The 18775-nt window shown below is 35.1% G+C and carries 12 protein-coding genes; 1 reads left to right on the top strand and 11 read right to left on the bottom strand.

The annotated features are described in order from the left end of the window. Positions 1-281 precede the first annotated feature (281 nt). From BZG02_RS02950 to BZG02_RS02995, 9 genes are all read right to left on the bottom strand, one after another. Complete coding sequence (locus BZG02_RS02950; RefSeq protein WP_101259918.1) at positions 282-1205, bottom strand: AbiTii domain-containing protein; 924 nt, start codon at positions 1203-1205, stop codon at positions 282-284. A gap of 382 nt (positions 1206-1587) precedes the next feature. Further along, on the bottom strand, positions 1588-2796 hold the full coding sequence (locus BZG02_RS02960) for a GIY-YIG nuclease family protein (RefSeq protein ID WP_101259920.1): 1209 nt from the start codon (positions 2794-2796) through the stop codon (positions 1588-1590). Further along, positions 2789-4750: a DEAD/DEAH box helicase gene (locus tag BZG02_RS02965; protein WP_101259921.1), complete on the bottom strand. Its 1962-nt coding sequence runs from the start codon at positions 4748-4750 to the stop codon at positions 2789-2791. Before BZG02_RS02965 ends, BZG02_RS02960 begins: the two co-directional genes overlap by 8 nt. Before the next feature lie 24 nt (positions 4751-4774). Further along, a complete protein-coding gene (locus BZG02_RS02970) occupies positions 4775-5134 on the bottom strand; it encodes a four helix bundle protein (RefSeq protein ID WP_101259922.1) in 360 nt (119 codons plus the stop codon). A gap of 38 nt (positions 5135-5172) precedes the next feature. Beyond that, positions 5173-6186, bottom strand: coding sequence for a virulence RhuM family protein (locus BZG02_RS02975; protein ID WP_101259923.1), 1014 nt, complete (start codon positions 6184-6186; stop codon positions 5173-5175). 8 nt (positions 6187-6194) lie between these two features. Next, positions 6195-6614, bottom strand: coding sequence for a GxxExxY protein (locus BZG02_RS02980; protein ID WP_101259924.1), 420 nt, complete (start codon positions 6612-6614; stop codon positions 6195-6197). 24 nt (positions 6615-6638) lie between these two features. Further along, positions 6639-9341, bottom strand: coding sequence for a DNA methyltransferase (locus BZG02_RS02985; protein WP_101259925.1), 2703 nt, complete (start codon positions 9339-9341; stop codon positions 6639-6641). Continuing rightward, positions 9338-9547 (bottom strand): helix-turn-helix domain-containing protein, encoded by a 210-nt coding sequence (locus tag BZG02_RS02990; protein WP_101259926.1) that lies wholly within the window; start codon positions 9545-9547, stop codon positions 9338-9340. The genes BZG02_RS02985 and BZG02_RS02990 overlap by 4 nt, the downstream gene beginning before the upstream one ends. A gap of 362 nt (positions 9548-9909) precedes the next feature. After that, on the bottom strand, positions 9910-11865 hold the full coding sequence (locus BZG02_RS02995; protein ID WP_101259927.1) for an AAA family ATPase: 1956 nt from the start codon (positions 11863-11865) through the stop codon (positions 9910-9912). 963 nt (positions 11866-12828) lie between these two features. Here BZG02_RS02995 and BZG02_RS03005 point away from each other — a divergent pair. Then, positions 12829-13548, top strand: a complete 720-nt coding sequence (locus tag BZG02_RS03005; protein WP_101259929.1) for a DUF6261 family protein — start codon at positions 12829-12831, stop codon at positions 13546-13548. 228 nt (positions 13549-13776) lie between these two features. On the opposite strand, the gene BZG02_RS03010 is transcribed toward BZG02_RS03005, so the two are convergent. Together BZG02_RS03010 and BZG02_RS03015 are read right to left on the bottom strand one after the other, a co-directional pair. Next, complete coding sequence (locus BZG02_RS03010; RefSeq protein ID WP_101259930.1) at positions 13777-16077, bottom strand: GH92 family glycosyl hydrolase; 2301 nt, start codon at positions 16075-16077, stop codon at positions 13777-13779. 34 nt (positions 16078-16111) lie between these two features. After that, the gene (locus tag BZG02_RS03015) at positions 16112-18760 is read right to left on the bottom strand and encodes a GH92 family glycosyl hydrolase (RefSeq protein ID WP_101259931.1); all 2649 of its coding nucleotides are present in this window, start codon (positions 18758-18760) and stop codon (positions 16112-16114) included. Between the last annotated feature and the right edge of the window lie 15 nt (positions 18761-18775).

The raw sequence follows: 18775 nt of genomic DNA on the forward strand, positions 1-18775 counted from the left end.
GTAAAAATAAAGTCTTAACAAAAGGCTGCTGCCATAGCTATGTGCCATTGTCAACTATTCTAAATCTAAAACACAAAAAAAGCTGTAGACGGATCTACAACTTTCTATTATTCTTTGAAATTACTGCATTTAAAAATCTTTCCATATTAAATTCCCTTTCTAAAAAGGTTTTCACTTACACCATTCTCCATAAAAGTAAGAATTCTGTCACCGGTTACGTCAACCCACCCTACCTATTGGGCAGTTCCTGCCACACGAACGCTTAGTTGTTAGAACAGTTCTTACATTCCGTAATATTTCTTAATAGCCTCTGCTAGTACACTTCCTGCCGCACCAATTCCAATATTCCAAGAACCGTCAAGTACTTTCCCAAACATCTTTTGTGTCCACAAGTTAACTTTTTGTCCAAAAGTTTTTTTCTCTAAATCTGGCTCTTCCGTATCGATAATACCAGAAAGTTCAACTATATCTTCTTCGCAGACACCGCTGGTCTGCAAGTGTTTTTTGAGCTCTTCCTTATTGCCTTTAGTTATATTGATCTCTGCCGATATATTTGCTTTATCACCTGTGTTGAGAACATTCCCATCACCCGTATTATTAATTATCGTTTGGTTCATAATCGTTGCTATTTCTTCTTGTTTTGTTCTTAATTCTTCGATTTCTGTAATATTTCCATACTCCGAATCAATTTTCAGCATAAAATCTAAAAGATTATTTCGAACATATGACAAAATTTCATGTAATGCATTTCCTGCAATTGAAACTTTACAGTTAATTAATTGTAAATATGGGTTTCCCATTTTGCGCCAATTCTGCTGAATCATTCCAGTTAATTCAGCAGAAAATGAACTTTCGAGCAACCCTGAAGTCTTTTCTTCTTTCATAACTTCAAGACTTAAAATGCTATGAGTTAACTCTACAGAATGAATTATATTTTCCATTTGCTTATTCAAACCTATAGTTGGAACTGGTTGGTCATTATATTGCATCTCACCATTTATGTAGGTTCCAGTAAGATTCCCATGAAATATTCTGTATTTTGGTAACTCGTCGTTACTATCATATCCCTTTAATTCTTTACTCACCCAATTTAGTAATTCAGCATTTTGCAATCTACTTGCCAATACTTTCGTTTTAAGGAGTGGTGAAGTTATCGACATTTGTGTATCAATAAGTTCGTTTATAATGTCGTTTATTAATTTCATTATCTTATTATTAATAGAGTTTTATAAATAACATTCAATGCTGAGATGAATTGTGGCTAACGGTTTATGTATGAATCGTTTGGCATTTCGAAGCACTTTCCTGTCCAATTACACCGAACTTGATGCGTGGCAGGATGTTTGAATAACCACCTAAACCCCAATGTTTTATACCGCGTGTTGTATGCTGGGCTTTATTCATTAACAGTCAGTTATCAATTTACTACAATCTAAAATCCGCTCAATCGAAGCACTGCTGTTCCCGAAAAAATTAGTTTTTAGGGTCGGCAAAAAAGCGGTGGCAGTTTTAAGCTCTTTTGCAATTTTTGGTTGCAACGTTGGCTGGTGCGAATTGCAAATGTGTATGGCTTTTAGCGTTGGCATTCTATTTCAGTTTAATTTTTTGCGTTTCTGTGTCATATTCGTAATTCACGATATTTTCATTTAAAATCAACTGGATAGTTTCTTCAATAACCTCAAAAGGAACTACAAACCATTCTCTCGGATTTAGTCTTTGTCCATTTTCGTTAAACAAGTCAATATCCAAACAAGCCTTGGCAAAAAACCTATGCAGAAGGTTTTCAAGTTTGTCTGCATTTCTATTATAAACTTTGTAAGTCGCTATTTTTTTAACATCAGCAAATAAATATGTTGCTTCATTTTTAGCATTCTTTATTCTGTCGTCAACAGAACCACTTGCAAAGCCAATTTTGTATAAGTCCTTAATTTCTGCAAGTTCCTTTTTAGTTGACTTTGTTTTCAAAACGTAAATCCAACCCGATTGAACATCTTCTTCTTTTACAAGGCCTGAGTTAACAAACAATTCCTGCTCAATTTTTTCAAATGTGTTAGTAATTAACTTTCCGTCTTTTTGGATTTGTTTACCCAATGAACGATAAAGCATATTGCTATAAGTTCCATTCTCAAAAACCGTTCTTGTTCTACCTTCAACTCTAACTCTGTTGCCTGATTTCTGCTCCCATTCTTCTTTTTTCAAATTGGCTGATTCCAAGTACAGCATAATGCCATTCATTAAATAGAAATCGCCAACGTGAAGATTCTTTTCAATGTTGATGAAAGGCTTTATCTTTCGTTTTCCTTCTTTAATTTCTTTGTGAACCTGTAAAAACATAAGCTCATACTTCTCAAAGTCCTTTTCCTTTATTGATTTTCTTTGAGCCACAAAATCGGCTTCTGCTCGGTCTTCTGGTCTTGGCGTGTGTTTGAATTTGAAAATGTCTAAATCTTTGTCAGTTTCTAATAAACCCAAATCATCATCATTCAAAATATCGTCTATTGATGGCGAGTCCATTTCTACGTGACCTAATAAATTATGTCTGTCAAATGGTTTAAGGATTTTTTTCTGGTCCTCATTTCCTCTAAAGTTTTTGAGTTTGGCTAACAGTCCATATTCTGACATACTAGATTTGCTTGGTTCTCTTTCGTTTTTATCAATGAATACATTGATTTCCTCAAAAGAGTCAATAAGCCTTTCCTCGTCTGTTTTTACAGTTGAAGTTTTGACCTTAGATTCCAACAATCCAAAATCATCATCTTCAAAAATATCTTCTATTGTTAGTTTCTTCTTAACCATTTTCTAGTGCTTTTTTACGTTTCAACTCTCTCAAAAACACTAAAGCTTCTGCCATTCTTTTTTCTTTATGGTCAAATGCCTGAATACTCGGTTGCTCCCCTTTATTGTTTTTTACCCATTCTTTTATTTTTGGCCATAACAAAATGGCTTCTTCTTCGGTCATTTCAATTTTGGTAGATTGAATATGCTCGTCAATTAATTTTAAAACCTGAGTAGTAACTGACTTTGATAAAATTTCAAATGCTTTTTGGAACGGATTCACTTGGTCAATCAAATCAATGTGAATATTATCTATGTTCACAAAGCTACCCGCCATTCTGATAAACTTCTTGTCGCCTTGTTCTTCAATCGTACTATTCTTTATAACAGAATCAACAACTACGTGTTGCCTAACTGCTTCTACATCATCATCACTTAAATCAGGATATATTTCTCGGATGATTTTAGGAATTAGAACAGTATTGATAACCTCTGGCTCAACATTGCCCGGCATCGCTTTAAGCATTTGAGGGTCTTGCAATAATTTAGCTTTCAAATCATTTAAATCTGTATCAATGATATCTTTGGCTCTTTGAGAAGTTGGCAACTTGAAACCTCTAATCTTAATAGTTTTATCATCATCTTCTTCGTCTTCATCATCCTCATCTTTTTTGATTTTGAATTTGAAGTTTGGAGCCAAAACTTGTTCCATTAGTAAAGATGCTGTAATGGCTTTTAGCATATTGTTTACAGAAAGCTTTACATCATCATCTTGTGCATCAGGTTGAGCAATTAGGTTTGTGAATTGCGCGTGAATTTTATTGTTGCTGTCTCTTGTTGCCCTACCAATAATTTGAATAATTTCAGTTAGTGAACCTCTGTAACCTATGGTTAAAGCATGTTGGCAATAGGGCCAATCAAAGCCTTCTTTTGCCATTCCTAAAGCAATAATTATATCAATATCATCTACCGATTTTACTTCACGTAGATAGGCACTTATTTTATCTCTTGATTTAGGGTTGTCATTAACCAAGTCGGCAACTTTTAAAATCTTACCTGTTTTTTGGCTTTTAATGTGTAAAACACCTGTTGTTTCATCTTGATATTCCAATTCGCCTAAAACGTCAATGATGTGATTGACTTCTTCGTATTTCTCTTTGGAAGATTCGGCTGAATTAACACTTGGAATGTGGATGATGGTTTTTTGATTTTCATCTAATATCTCTGCCAAAGCGGACATTTCTTTTTCAGGGTGTTTCTTGAAATATTTACCCGTGTAAAAATGATAGCCAATTCCCAAGGATTTTAAAAATTCATAGCCATTCAACTGTTGATAATAGGTATAAGTTACTTTGGTGAATTTGGCTTCATCTTCTGGCATTAATACAGGAATGCTATCGCCTCTAAAATATGAGCCTGTCATTGCTACAATATGAGCGGTAGAATTGTGCATAATACTTTTTAAAACCTGCCCTAGAATATTGTCACCTTCTGCTGAAACGTGATGAAATTCATCAATAGCAACTAGTGTGTCATCTAACTTTTTTGGTTCTAATCCGTCAAATGCAAAACGCAAAGTAGCGTGTGTACAAACCAATAATTCTTCATCGGATTCTAAAAAGTTTAAAAATGCCGTTACCTTGCTTTTTTCTTCGCCTGGTGTGCAGAGATTGTATTTTGGGTTTGGATTCCAATCTGCGAAAAAGCCAAACTTTTTAAGTTCCGTTGAGCCAAAAGATGCTCCAATTGATTTTTCAGGCACAGCAACAATTACTTTCTTGATTCCTTGATTTTTCAATTTATCCAAGGCGATAAACATTAAGGCTCTCGATTTTCCTGATGCTGGAGGTGCTTTAAGCAATAAATATTGAGCAGTTCTGCCTTCGTATGCCATTTCCTGCATTTCCCGCATTCCTAAAGCATTGGTGCTTTTGCTCTTTCCCGTTTGGTCGTATTCTACGTGAACTAAATCCATTTTCTAATTATTAATGTTCAATGGTTAATTGTTAATGTTGGTCTTTGCGGACTTGATGATAGCTGTTATTAGCTTAATAATTTCAACAGCATCCAGATTTAAACTTTCAAATTCTGATTCACTCAAATAATCTGTTCCTTTCAATAATTCAAGCCAATAAATGCTTTCGTTTATTTCCTTTTGTGCAATGGCCATTTTATGAATAAAATCTTTCTTTGTTTCTGCGTGTTCTGCTTCTCGAACCATAGCACCCACACTTGTACCTGAACGCAGTAATTGTTTTGATAGAACATATTCTTTTTTATCAGAAACTAAAAACTGATATAATTTTACAACTCTAATTGCAAATCCAAAACTCTTATCCTTCACAACATTTTTCGTCATCCTACTTTTTTATTATATCATTCACAATTAACCATTCATCATTTACCCTTAATAATTCGCTTCATTTCCTTATCAAAATCGGAAACATAATTTTGGTCTTGAATTACACGGAATTTATCATACTCACTTTCAGCTTTTAGCTTTGCTTCCAACATTGATATTTTGCCCTTGTCTTTCAAAATGGGATAATCTGCCAATTCCAAAAATTGAACTAAAAAGCTATCCCAATCTTTCATATTCATTACTTGCCTGTTTCTTGCTCTATTTTCTGCCAAGTCTAAATAAGAAGTAACTATCCTTTCTAAAGCTTTTAAATGTTCAACATTCAAATAATTTTTTGCAATCGTTACATCACTTTTTAAAATCTTTCCCTCAGGGGCTTGTTTCCAAGTTTTTAAACCCATATAAATTTTGGTGGCATCTGCTTCTGTGTAAATAATCTCAGCAGCGGTTTTCCCTGTTATTGCCCAATGCAGTTTGTTCTGAACCGTAGCAAAAAAATGTTGTGTTATTTCCGATTTATTGTCATAATCAGCCGATAGTGCATAGATGTCTGTAATTTTTTGATACAAACGTCTTTCACTTAATCGAATCTCTCTGATTCGCTCCAACATTTCTTCGAAATAATCTTCTCCAAAATGTTTAATTTGTTTCAATCGCTCATCATCCATAGCAAAACCTTTGATGATGTATTCGTGCAAAATTTCAGTTGCCCATTTTCTAAATTCAATGGCTCTTTGTGAGTTTACTCTGTAGCCAACCGCTGTTATGGCTCGTAAATTATAGTATTTGGTTTGGTAGGATTTGCCGTCTTCGGCAGTGTGTCGGAAATCCCGACATACTGAATTTTCATCCAATTCGGCATCTTCAAATATTTTTTTAAGGTGTTCGGTTATGGTAGAACGCCCTTTTTCAAAAAGTTCAGCTATTGTTTTTTGCGTAAGCCAAAGCGTTTTGTCTTGATAAAAGACATCAATATTTACTTTGCCACTTTCGGTTTTGAAAATAACAAAGTTGTTTATAGGTTGCAAACCGCTATTTTGATTTTCCATTGTCTGAACTATGATTTTATCTGATTTATTTGATTACGTTGATTGTACTTAGAGTTTATCAAGCGTTTAAAATCTAAACTTTTTGTGCCGAAATTTATCAATAAACCAACTTCTAAATTATACGCCTCCAAATAATTAATTGCTTGTGCCAAATGAACATCTTCGGTTTTTGTTACAGCTTTTAATTCTACAGAAATTACGTCTTCAATCAAAAAATCTACTCTTCTTGTTCCTATGTGTTCTTCTTTATAATAGATAGGCATTTCGTGTTCTCGCGAAAATCCTATTCCTTGTAAACCCATCTCTTTTGCTAATGCCCTTTGATAAATAACTTCCTGAAAACCATTTCCCAATATCTTATGCACTTCCATAGCACATCCAATAATTTTACCTGTTAATTCAGAATATTTGTATTGTTCTTTTATCATAGTTTAATCATTTAATCACTTTAATCAGCGGTTCAGACGTTTTTTCTTCTGCTTCGCAAAAAGCGTATCTTTTAGTAACATGTCTTCATACTGCTTAAACAAATACTCCAATCGCTCGGTATCGTTTTTAAAAGGTTGTAAGCGGTAGCATTGCTCAATGGCAGTATCTAATTCTTGATGGGCTTGCAACAACCCTTTGGGCATAGTGCTTGGATTATACAATTGCGCCATTGTTTTACTTGGGTGTTTGGCACGCTCATCTAGTATTGCAAAAACATAGAGGTTTAAATTTTCCTTTTGCTTAGTGCTGATGTCAGGAAAAGGGAAAGTGTTATAGCATATATCCTTTGAGTATCTATAATCCGTTTTTAATTTCCCTCCAACATTTTTAACCCAAACCATATGCATACTAGAATTAATGATAGCGAACATATAGGGTTCAGCATCATAAATCACTTGGGCTGAATTTGAAACAATTGTAGTATTATCTAAATAGCCACAAGGAATATATTGCCTAGATTCAGATGAAACACTCGGAATTATCAATTGACTTTCTTTTGCGGTATTTCTGTCTCTGAATTGGTGTGAACGTTCACCTAATCTATTTGTACCTTCATCTTTGCTGTTTAATCTGTGTATTTCCGTTTTCTCAATACGCTTTGCAATTTCAGGTATTTTGATAGCTTCATCTAATTGTTCATCTTCTATCCACAAACAGTACCTTTTACTTCCTCTAATAAATTCCGCTGAACCCAAAAGTAATCTCGTAAATGCTTTAGCTTTAGGGAACTGATTGATTAATTGGTCATATTCTTCTTCTATGAAAATTAAACCACCACCATCATTTGGCATATTACCAAACTTCATTTCAGGAAAATTGGATAGAGGTTTACTTCTTCCTGAAACCACAATATTTGAACCATCTAATAAATACGGATTTATGTTTTTAGCTGGATGAATTAAACCGTCAGTAAATAAAAATTTGGGTTTATTACTTACGTTTCTTAATCCAACAATAATTACCGTTACTCCTGCATTTCCTTTGGCATTATTAGTCCATTTAAAAGATTGGTGAGCAAAGTCTATTTCTATACCTTTAGAAAGTATATGTGGCCAAATTAAAGGCACTTGTTGCCCTTGGCAAATTGAATTAGTAGTCACAAATGCACATTCTGCATTTAAGCCTGAAATATATTCAGCTCCCTTATAAATCCAACAGTTTATATAATCTAAGTCACGATATTTTTTGAGTTTATTAAAAACAAAATCCATATCTTTTTTCTGTTCAGTATCTTGCAATCGAGCACCCAAATATGGTGGATTCCCAATAACATAAACTTCATCTACTAAAAAAATTGGGCACACCTCATTCCAATCTCTTCTTGTGGCATTTCCTTGTTTTATTTGTCCGGCTTCTTTTAATGGTAGTATGGGTTTCGATTTTCCGTAATCAAACAGTCGTTCTTCAAATACTTTATTCATTTGGTGTTCTGCCAGCCAAAGTGAGAGTATTGCCATTTCGTGTGCAAAATCGTCTATTTCAATACCATAAAATTGCGAGAGTTGTATATCAGTCCATTTTATGGTTGGTGCAATCCCTTCTAAATCGGTTATTTTTTCTAAAATCTTTATTTCTAAAAGACGTATCTCTTTGTAGGTAATAATCAAGAAATTTCCGCTACCACACGCAGGGTCAAAGAATTTGATTTTTGAAATTCTGTTTATTAGAGTTCTTAATTGCTTTATTGTGGTGGCATTTTCAAAGGCTTCATACAATTCATCCAAAAATAAGGGTTTTATGAGTTTAAGGATGTTTTCTACAGAAGTGTAATGCATTCCTAAATCGCTACGGTAATCGGGAATTACCACAGCTTGTATCATTGAGCCAAAAATATCTGGATTAATGTCTTTCCATTGCAATTCGCCCAATTCAATAAGCGTTTTTCTAGCTTTTGCAGTAAATATTGGTGAGTTTATTTTTTGACCAAACAAACCTCCATTTACATAAGGAAATTTGGCTAAAAAGTCAGGATAATCTTTTCCGCTTTTGCTGTCTAAGCGGTCAAACAAATCATCCAAAAAAGTATGTGTGTCACTTCCATTTTCTGCGGTGTGCTGAGCAAGCGTATTGGTAAAAATACTGTCTTGCTCAAATATTTCAGTATCTTCTGCAAAGAAGCAGAACAACAAACGAGATAAGAAAATATTGAGGTGGTGGATGCTTTCCTTTGAATTGTAGATGTTTGGATTTTGCTCAATCAACAAATCATACAGAGAAGCCATTTTGTAGGAAGCATTTCTGTCGGCTTCATTATTGTTGCTCGCATTGTAAACCTCACTACCTGCCAATGGCAAAAAGAAGTCGAAATAATTAGGCAGTTCTTGTATTTCAATATCTAAGCTTTTACCTAATCTTAAATCTTTTGCAACAAGCTCCTTGTGGTCAGTCAGAATAGCAAATCTTGGCTTATGCTTTAAGATTCTTTCGTCCTTTGAAATAGCATCAATACTGCTCAGTAGTTTGTTTGTTCTTTCTACTTTAAAGAAGATTTTCTTTTTGTAAAGTATTTCCCCATCAATCTTTGAGAGGTTGTAATCGCCTTTCTTTAGTCTAGTAACAGAGGTTTTTGATATTCCGTAAGCTACTAACAAATCATAAATGAATTCTTCTTTCGAGAAATTATCAATTAGATTCTGAACGTTATGTTGTATTTCGGTTGATTTCATTTAGTTTTTTGTTCGGGCTTATTAGAAACTAGCAACTCTTTAATGTCTACATTTAAGATTTCGGCAATCTTGTACAAGTCGTCTATACTTGGCTGTCTTTTGTTTTGAGCATATGAGTGAACCATATTGTAGCTCTTCCCCAATTGCTCAGCCAACCAAATCTGCTTAATTCCTTTTCTGTCTAAAACCTCTTTAATTCGGTTCATTTTGCATTATTTTATTCAGTTCACTAAAGTAGGAAAGATTTTAGAAATACTCACTAAATGAGTATAAATATTATCATTCAATATGGAGTGAGTTGGCAAAAATTCAAGCTCTTTTGGTTTTTTTGCATTGGATTTGCGTGTCGGCAAAAAACCAAATGTGCTATTTGTGGGTGGGCTTTCCTTTTTCGTTCTTGTAGCAAATTTTCATTGTTGTGCGGTCATTTTAGCTTGTGCCTAACGGTTGGTATAAGAATAGTAGCCGACTTCGTGACACTTTCCTGTCAAGTTACAAGGAAGTTGAAGCGGGCTAAACCCCTTGAATTTACTACTATCTCGGCTATTATTTTTATACATTGTTATGCCTAGTTGTTAATTATCTTTTTAAGTGTATTAATCCATTGTAAGTCTATTTCTTGCTGATAAAATGGTTTTTTCATTATCTCAACATATTTTTTTGCAAAACGAATTTTATTGTAGCCGAGATGGTCATCGAAGAAATCCTTTATTGTTTTACTTTCACTTGTTTTTAAGTCAAGAAAACCAGCCGAATTAGTTGCTTCGGATAAAAGAGTATTGTTTTTCAGAATCTCATCTAGCTTTTCATATTCATCAGAAAACTCTAACAACGTTTGATAAAAAAGTACAGGATTTAAACAATCTTCTATTTCTGTTGGTGGACTGGAAGCCACGTTGTTGACCTCTACTAATAATGTCTCTTTATTATTCTTATTCAGCAATCTTTCGAAAAATAGGTTTCTATTTTTTTCATATTGAATTTCAACTCTTTCAGAATCAGTATCAATTAGGCAAATTACCTTTCCTTTTATATTATAATCTGGGTCTTTAATTGGGGATAATAAATAATTGTATAATTTCTTAACCTCCTTAAAACTACCAAGTGGAAGGATACGAAGATTTTTAGAATTTATTTCATCTTTAAATATCTCTTCAAAATATATTTTTTCAGATTGTCCTTCGCAAATAATCCAGTTATATGGTGTGTCTGCAATAAGCGAGAAGATAATTGACTGGACTAAATCATTATAACTTTTAATGTTGTAATCTACAGGTAAAACACCTTTGATTTTTTTTCTGGACTGAGTTATTGATTCACGATAATTATACAAATTGAAATAATCAACAGATATATCATTTTTGCCATTTCTTCTTAATGAAGTTGCACTTCCATTTGATACAATTGGCAAGTAACCATACCAATGAGTTGAGATTATTATTTGATGATTTAGTTTACTAATACCTATTAGTTTCTCAAATTGTGAAAAGCAATTTGAAATATGTAAAGAAGCTTCTGGTTCATCTATAGCCAAAATAATATTTGATTCTCTATCTTGATTAGTCAACAAGAAAGAGTATGCCACATCAATTAAAGCTTTCCTTTTTTCTCCTGAACTTAGCTCGTTAACTGGTATTCGTTTGCTGTTCTCAAATTTTCTATTTAAAATTTTAATTGAAAAATATGCTTCAATTATTTTTGAAACTAAATCTGGCATTGTCAGGCTATTCTTATGATGCCCTTTGTATTCATAAATTTGGAGAATCCGTTCTATTTCATTCACAAATTCTCCTAAATCCTTATTAATTTGTTTTAAGGTGCCAGGGCGGATTGCTTTTTCTATTTCAGATTGAATGTTTTTATCCATTAGCTTCTGCATATCCTGTGTCTCTAATTTTGTATAAGTATGGACGTCTGTTTCTACAGGAATATAGATATATGAATAATGCGAAACTATGTATTCAAAGAAGCCTTTAAAATAGCTTTGTATCTCATCTTCATCAGGTTTTATTGCAGGGTTGTCAAGAATAAAATCAATATAAGTATGAAATGAACCAAAGTAAATTCCTTGCTCGTTATATTTCTTTCCAATAATTATCAAAAAATAGTTATCTCTATTATAAACTTCTTTTAATTCATCTCTATGACGATAAAACTCATTAAGAGCTTTTGATTTGGTTTTCTGTGTTGTTTCCCATAAGAAATTCGAAAGTTTCTCTGCTTTTTCGTAAAACTTAACATCATCTTTTAGCTTATTTCTTAATTTGTCTTTTTTAATGACAAAAATTGGGGCAATAAATGGAATATTTGAACCTCCTAATCCACCTTCAAGTTTTGCTTCATTGTTTATTGGCCAATCTTGGTTGTTTTTCCAGTTAAAGACACAATCTATTGCTTCTAAAACTGAACTTTTTCCAACTCCATTTTCTCCAATAAGGCTAGAAAACCCATTACCTTCAGAAATTGGGATAAAAGATATTCCTTTATATATTTTAAAATGTCTTATAAAAAGTGATGATATCATAAATCTATTTTAGTTGTTAGCACTCATTTTTTTCAATTAGGCACAACTCATAAATAAACACCATTGCGTTTATTTCCTCTATACTTCATCCTAGAGCCACAATGCACAGCTGTTGTAATGATAATAGTAATCGTTTTGCTAAGGTAGTAAAGCTAAATTAAAATACGTACTGTCAAACCTGCCAACTTAGATTATGCACATAAAATTTATTTTAAAGAGGTGGTTATCTAGTTAGGAGAAAAGGGAAAGTATCTGTTTCGAGAAAGGGATCAGTAAACCAATGCTAGTCCTTTAAAACATCAAGCAAATACAAATACTTAAATGCGATAAACAGGAGAAAGGCTATTGTTTCGCATTCCTCTTTTCGAAATACACAAAAGCAAAGGGCCGCATAATTTACCACAACAAAACTGATTAGCAAGAATTTTACACTAAAACCTTACACATCAGTAAAACTAAGCTTAGTGTATAAAAACACCTAAAATAAGGGAGGTCGTAAACATTTGTTCATGGCTCCAGCTAAGGCTTGGGCGAGTCGTGAACATTTGTTCCTGGCTTGTTTTATTGAAAAAAGGAGCAATTTACTTCCGTTAACAACTCCACTAAAGGCTTGGGCAAGCCGTAAACATTTGTTCCTGGCTTGTTTTATTGAAAAAAGAAGCAATTTACTTCCATTCCTAAATTCCAAACTAAAAAAAAACGACAGTTGTAATCATACAATAAGTAAAGTAAGAATTCGGCCTACTCCTAATCTATCATTAATATGCTGCCTTCCCAAAGCCAAGTCTACTAACACACATGCATTATTACAATTAAGCATTAGTCTTCATTATCAAATAAATAATTCACTCTATATTTTCATATGATTATATTTTTTGTAATTTTAATCGACAGTAGATACAAAAATTATGTATTTACAACACAAACCCAAATAGTTATTAATAACCCAAAAACAGTAAAATTATGATTCCAAAATTATCGTACAAAACACGTACCACTGAAGTAAACTCAACATCGGAAAATTTAGGATTGACTTACAAAAAACAAAACATAAAAGAAGACAATTACCTGACAGACCTTTTCACCAACTTGCAAAACAAATCTGATTTATTGAGAACGGCGATAAATCGTAGCAAAGCAGAGTCGAATTTAGATGCTAAAGATGTGATGAGAGATGAAAAAGTACAAGCTTTGTACTATCTACTACTGGGTGCTATGCATAATCCTAATGCTGCAATAAGTGCACCGGCTGCCAAACTGTATGATGTGTTTATAAAATATGGTTTAAAGATGACACAGAAGAGCTATATGATTGAGTCATCTTTAGTAGAATCGATGCTGGAAGATTATGAGGCTGTCGATTTACAAGCTGATATTGCTGCCGTGTTGGGTTGTGCCGAGCTAATTGCTCATATCGAAACGGCTCAAAATGATTTTAAAACTGCTAATATTGCATGGGAAGAAGCAAAATCAAAAGAGGGATTAACAGTATCTGCAACTAAAATTAAGAAGGAAATTATTACGTTTATCAACGATAATATTGTGGTTTATTTAAAGGCCATGAACCTAGCCAAAAATGCTGTTTACGGCGAATTGGCTCAAAACGTATCGCAAATTATTAACGATACCAATCAGTCCGTTAAAAGAAGAACAAAAATGGGCGAAGAAGTTGTTGCAGACTAAATAAACTTACTAATGCAGATTAGAAATATACGCCGATTACCAATCGAATAAATCTGTAAATACCAAGAGGGTGTCCGAAAAGGAAAGCTTTACTTAAAGACGTCATGTTGAGCGAAGTAGAAACATCTGTTATTCCATGTTAAAGATTCTTCGACAAGCTCCGAATGACAATAAAATTGAACTTTTCGGACACCCTCCAACAACTAATTTTCTATTGTTTTATTCGTTTCAATTTCCTTGTTTTGCATTCGGCATGGAACCCATTTCAAAAATCAATTCGCCACCTTGAACTATTTCTTTATGGTTTATGTAGTTTCGATTTAACTGCTCTCCATTTAAACTTACAGATTGTACAATGTAATTCTCGTTACTTAGGTTGTTAGCAATTACTTTAAAATGTTTGCCATTGGGAAGATTGATTACTGCTTCATCGATTTGTGGAGCTCCTAAAATATATTCTCCACCGCATGGATTCACAGGATAGAAACCCAAAGAAGAAAATAGATACCAAGCAGACATTTGTCCGCAATCGTCATTTCCCTTTACGCCTTCCGGATCGTTGTGGTAATAGTTCTCCACCAGCTCTTTAATAATTTTATCGCTTCGATAGGCTTTATCGGTGTATTTATACAAATACGGCACATGATGACAAGGTTCGTTTCCGTGCCAATACTGTCCCATAGTTCCGTAAATATTCCACTCTAAGGTTCTTACTTCCGGTTTCGTACTGGTATAAAACATCGTATCCAACTTATTTACAAAGGCATCATTTCCTCCCATAGTTGTCATTAACCCTTTTATGTCGTGTTGAACATGAAAAAGGTAATGGTAAGCATTCCCTTCGGTAAAATCCGATCCAGGAACCCACTCACCAACTACTTCAACAGGATCGACATCGGTACGGAATTCACCATTCGCATTTTTCCCACGAAAAAAACCAGTCTTCGTATCAAACACATTGTGATAATAACCTGCTCTGTTCATCAAGAAATTGTACTCCGAAGTTTTCTTTAGGTTTTCGGCCATAAGTCCAGCACAATAATCGTCGTAGGTATTTTCCAGCAATCGGGAAACCGTTTCCCGACCATCGTCGATATCCGAAATTTTGGCATCGGTTGGAATGTATCCATACTTGTCAATCAGATCAACATGATTGCGATAGTGAGTTTTGGTAACTGAAGTCCAAATCGCATCAAAAACCTCATTATTCGTATATTTCGATGGCTCGATTCCTTTTAAATAAGCATCTGCAATTACGGGCACAGCATGATTTCCAACCATGGTATGCGTTTCTTTTCCCCAAAGTTGCCATCGAGGTAAATACTTATTCGCTTCGCGCGGATTATTAGGATCGAATGGCTTGTGTGTATAACTATCCATCATGGAAGTCACAAAATCGCTCACCAATTTGGGCGAAAGAATGGTGTACATCGGATTTGCCGCACGATAGGTATCCCATAAGGATAGAGTGGTATAATATTTTCCAATGGACGACTGCTTCACCGAGCCATCTTCACCACGGTAACGACCATCGATATCCGCAATATTGTTAGGCTGAATGTACAAGCGGTAAAGCGAGGAATAAAAAGCTATTTTTTTCTCTTTGCTGCCCGTAACATCTATCTTTGACAAAATCGCATTCCACTTTTGTTTTGCCTCCGTTTTCACCTCCTCAAAAGTTCCAAATCCTTTTATTTCGGCTTTCAAATTTTTCTTTGCTTCCTCCACTCCTACGGTCGAAAGTCCAATCATGACTTCCAAATTATTCTCTCCCTCCATATCGAAAGCAAGCAAATAGCGAGGCGCTTTTTCTTGATTCCCTTTCGGAGCAGTAAGCGATTCTTTCTGCTTCACTTTCTTGCTAAAACGAATCACATAATACAAATCTCTTTCGGCCCACACTCTTGCTTTTCGGTAACCCGATAAAGTAAATTCATCGTCGAATTGCTGATTGGCTTCCAAAACATTGGTTGGAATGGAGTTAATCCCGATTCCATATTGTAAATCGATCAGTAAACTTGCTGTTTCGGGCTCATCAAAAGTATAAGAATGATAGGCCACATGCTCGGTAGCTGTTAGTTCTACATTCACATGATGATCGGTTAAGCGAACCGCATAATAACCTGGAGCAGCCACTTCTGTCTCCTTCGCATAGGTAGAACGAAAATTCTCTCGCGCCGATGGATCGATGGAATTCTGACAGTAGGCTTGCAATAAAATATCGGAAAGAGAAGGACAACCAACCCCATTAAGATGCGTTTGTGCAAAGCCCCAAATCCATTTGTCGTTGTACTGATATCCTGTACAATGATCCATTTCGTAACCCGAATAGTAGTCGGTATACGATTCGGGACCAGGCTGAACCATTCCTAAAGGCGTAGTTGCACCCGGAAAACAGTGTCCTTCGTGCTGGGTACCTATAAAAGTATCCACGTATTTTGTGTAATCTATGCTATTCAAATTATCCTTACATGAGCTTAGAAATCCTAAACCCATAATGAGGATAATACAGTTGAAAAAAATCTTCATTCTTTCTTATTTTGAGAAACAAAAGGAATCAGAATTACTTCAGGATTCCCCAATTTTTATTCGGTTCTGCACCCATTTCGAACACTAAGTCACCACCATTCATCAAATCGGAATGAGTTAAGGTACATTTCGTATATTCCTTACCATTTAATTTGGCAGATTGGATGTATGCATTCTCCTTCGAGTTGTTATTGGCAATAATGGTAAAGGTTTTTCCTTCGCCAACATTCAGTACTACTTTATTAAGCACAGGACTGCAAAGTTGGTAGATAGGATCGCCTGGACAAGCAGGATAAAATCCCATAGCACCAAATACATACCAAGATGAAACCTGTCCGCAATCATCATTTCCGGGAAGACCTCCAACATCGTTAAAGAAGTATTTCGATAACATCTCCCGCACCACTTTTTGTGTTTTCCATGGAGCGCCAATATTGTTGTACATATAAGGGGCATGCATCGAGAATTCATCTCCTACATAGTACATATCCTTATCAAAAAAATCATCTAAGTAAGCTTCTAATTGATCATTCCCTCCCATAAAATTGGCTAAACCAGGAATATCGTGAGGAACCAATAAAGTATGATTCTTATAATACACCTCCGTATCGTGATCGGTTCCTTGCGCCCAAACACTTATGCTTTTATCGAAAGGAGGAAGCCATTCTCCATTTAATTTCTTACCACGAACCAATCCTGTTTCTTTATCAAAAACATTAATATATCGCTTAGAGCGCTCCATATATTCGGCCAAATGATCAATTTTAAGCAAAGCTCTTGCCATTTGAGCAATGCAGTAATCATCGTAAGAAAATTCAAGTGTTCGTGCAACAGGTTCGCCATAAAATCCGAAGATATCGGTAGGTACGTAACCCATTTTATTGAAGTAATCGATACCAACACGGCCAGAGAAACCACGATCGCCTTTTACATTTGCATTTTTCAGCATCGCCTCGAAAGCCAAATCGGCATCAAAACCTCTAATTCCTTTTACGTAAGCATCAGCAATAACTGCATCGGCATGAGTTCCCATCATAATGCTGCGATACCACGGATTTGGCCATTTAGGAATCCATCCCCCTTCTTTATAGGCATTCAACATGCCATTAATAATATTGGTAGTTTCTTGCGGTTTTAGAATTACCCACAATGGATGCAAAGACCGGAAGGTATCCCAAATGGATAAATCGGTGTACATTTCTCCTTCGTGAACCTTAAAATCAAAAGGACTAAAATACCGACCATCCTCATTCAAATTACGTGGGTTTACGAAACATTTGGTTAAAGCTGTGTAGAAAATAGCTTTATCGTCTTCCGATCCTTCCACTTGAATTTTATCCAATTCATTCTCCCAAACCTGAGCACCTTTGGCTACCGATTTGTTAAAATCAAAATCAGGAAACTCTTGATCCATATTAGCTCGGGCTTGCGCCAGATCAATCAAAGAAGTACCCACCTTCATTTTCACTTTTTCCTGATCTTTAGTCGCAAAAGTGACATAAACAGCGTTGCCATCCGCTCCTATCAATGCCATTTCAGAACCAAAATCAGGGTCTTGTTTTACTGGCTCTGCACACCTCAGCTTCATTACTGTTGAACCTGATCCATCGTAATATTCAATACGAATATCGTATTTCTCTCCTTTGGTCAGCTTTGTTGTGTAAGTCTCGGTTCCCGTAGCACGATATTCCCATTTATCAATCACCAATTGATTGTTAAGGTACATTCTTGTACCATCTTCGGTTGTTAGTTCAAAGGTATGTTCTCCACTATGTCTTGCAACAAGAGTACCTGTATAAATTGCAGAAAAGAAATCATCTTTAATGCCCTCAACAGGAGCTTTCAACCATTCCCTATTCAAATCAGAATAAGTATCAAAAGCAGTAGGTTCTCCTTCCAATTTATCGTTGTTGTAGTAGCTTGCTTTAAATCCTTCGGGAACCAAGTTGGCATCTACTACAGCTGGCAATACATCAACCCGGTAGGTTTCAAATTCTTTATCGAATTTAGCAACAAAGTGATTTCTAAAATTCCCTGCAATAATCATGTATCCCTCAATTTCATTTCTTTCGGGAATTACTTTATAGTACCCAGGAACAAATACACCATCGAAAAGTACGGATGAAGATTTAGATTCGGGAAAAGTAAATTGAAAAAATGCTGTTTTAGACGCTGCAGTAAGCTCGGCTTTAATATTGTAATCGTCTAATTTTACAGAATAGTAATGAGGTCTTGCAATTTCGCTATCGTGACTAAATTTTGAAGCACGAGCTTTTGCATCTATGCTTACCACACCTGTCATTGGCATAATACACATCGCTCCCCAATCTCCAACCACAGCGCCATTCGGATAACGAGTGCCCCGAAAACCCTGAATTTTTTCCTGATCGTACCAATAAGGCACAGGAACGGTAATTACACGATCAGTCCACGTAGCAGTTTGTGGTGTCCAGTGTGTTAAAGCAGATGGATTTCCAACAATTGGAGATACATATCCCATTGGTTCCTCTACCTCCGTAACGGTAATATCGGCAATACTAGCTGCTGTGCCCACACGGGTATCAACATATTGCAGCACTCCTTTATTTGCAAAATCAGCACCTTCTTTCGAAGGTGCGTTACAAGCAGCTAATGTGATTGCCACAAGTACAAAACACAAACATTTTCTCAGTAATTTTTTCATTTTTTCCTTTTCGTA

Origin of the sequence: Labilibaculum filiforme (assembly GCF_002843315.1) — a bacterium.
Lineage (GTDB): Bacteria > Bacteroidota > Bacteroidia > Bacteroidales > Marinifilaceae > Labilibaculum > Labilibaculum filiforme.

What these genes read in the sequence shown, in the direction of transcription:
- BZG02_RS02950 (WP_101259918.1), bottom strand. Translation starts at nt 1,205, where the DNA reads ATGAAATTAATAAACGACATTATAAACGAACTTATTGATACACAAATG.
- BZG02_RS02960 (WP_101259920.1), bottom strand. Translation starts at nt 2,796, where the DNA reads ATGGTTAAGAAGAAACTAACAATAGAAGATATTTTTGAAGATGATGAT.
- BZG02_RS02965 (WP_101259921.1), bottom strand. Translation starts at nt 4,750, where the DNA reads ATGGATTTAGTTCACGTAGAATACGACCAAACGGGAAAGAGCAAAAGC.
- BZG02_RS02970 (WP_101259922.1), bottom strand. Translation starts at nt 5,134, where the DNA reads ATGACGAAAAATGTTGTGAAGGATAAGAGTTTTGGATTTGCAATTAGA.
- BZG02_RS02975 (WP_101259923.1), bottom strand. Translation starts at nt 6,186, where the DNA reads ATGGAAAATCAAAATAGCGGTTTGCAACCTATAAACAACTTTGTTATT.
- BZG02_RS02980 (WP_101259924.1), bottom strand. Translation starts at nt 6,614, where the DNA reads ATGATAAAAGAACAATACAAATATTCTGAATTAACAGGTAAAATTATT.
- BZG02_RS02985 (WP_101259925.1), bottom strand. Translation starts at nt 9,341, where the DNA reads ATGAAATCAACCGAAATACAACATAACGTTCAGAATCTAATTGATAAT.
- BZG02_RS02990 (WP_101259926.1), bottom strand. Translation starts at nt 9,547, where the DNA reads ATGAACCGAATTAAAGAGGTTTTAGACAGAAAAGGAATTAAGCAGATT.
- BZG02_RS02995 (WP_101259927.1), bottom strand. Translation starts at nt 11,865, where the DNA reads ATGATATCATCACTTTTTATAAGACATTTTAAAATATATAAAGGAATA.
- BZG02_RS03005 (WP_101259929.1), top strand. Translation starts at nt 12,829, where the DNA reads ATGATTCCAAAATTATCGTACAAAACACGTACCACTGAAGTAAACTCA.
- BZG02_RS03010 (WP_101259930.1), bottom strand. Translation starts at nt 16,077, where the DNA reads ATGAAGATTTTTTTCAACTGTATTATCCTCATTATGGGTTTAGGATTT.
- BZG02_RS03015 (WP_101259931.1), bottom strand. Translation starts at nt 18,760, where the DNA reads ATGAAAAAATTACTGAGAAAATGTTTGTGTTTTGTACTTGTGGCAATC.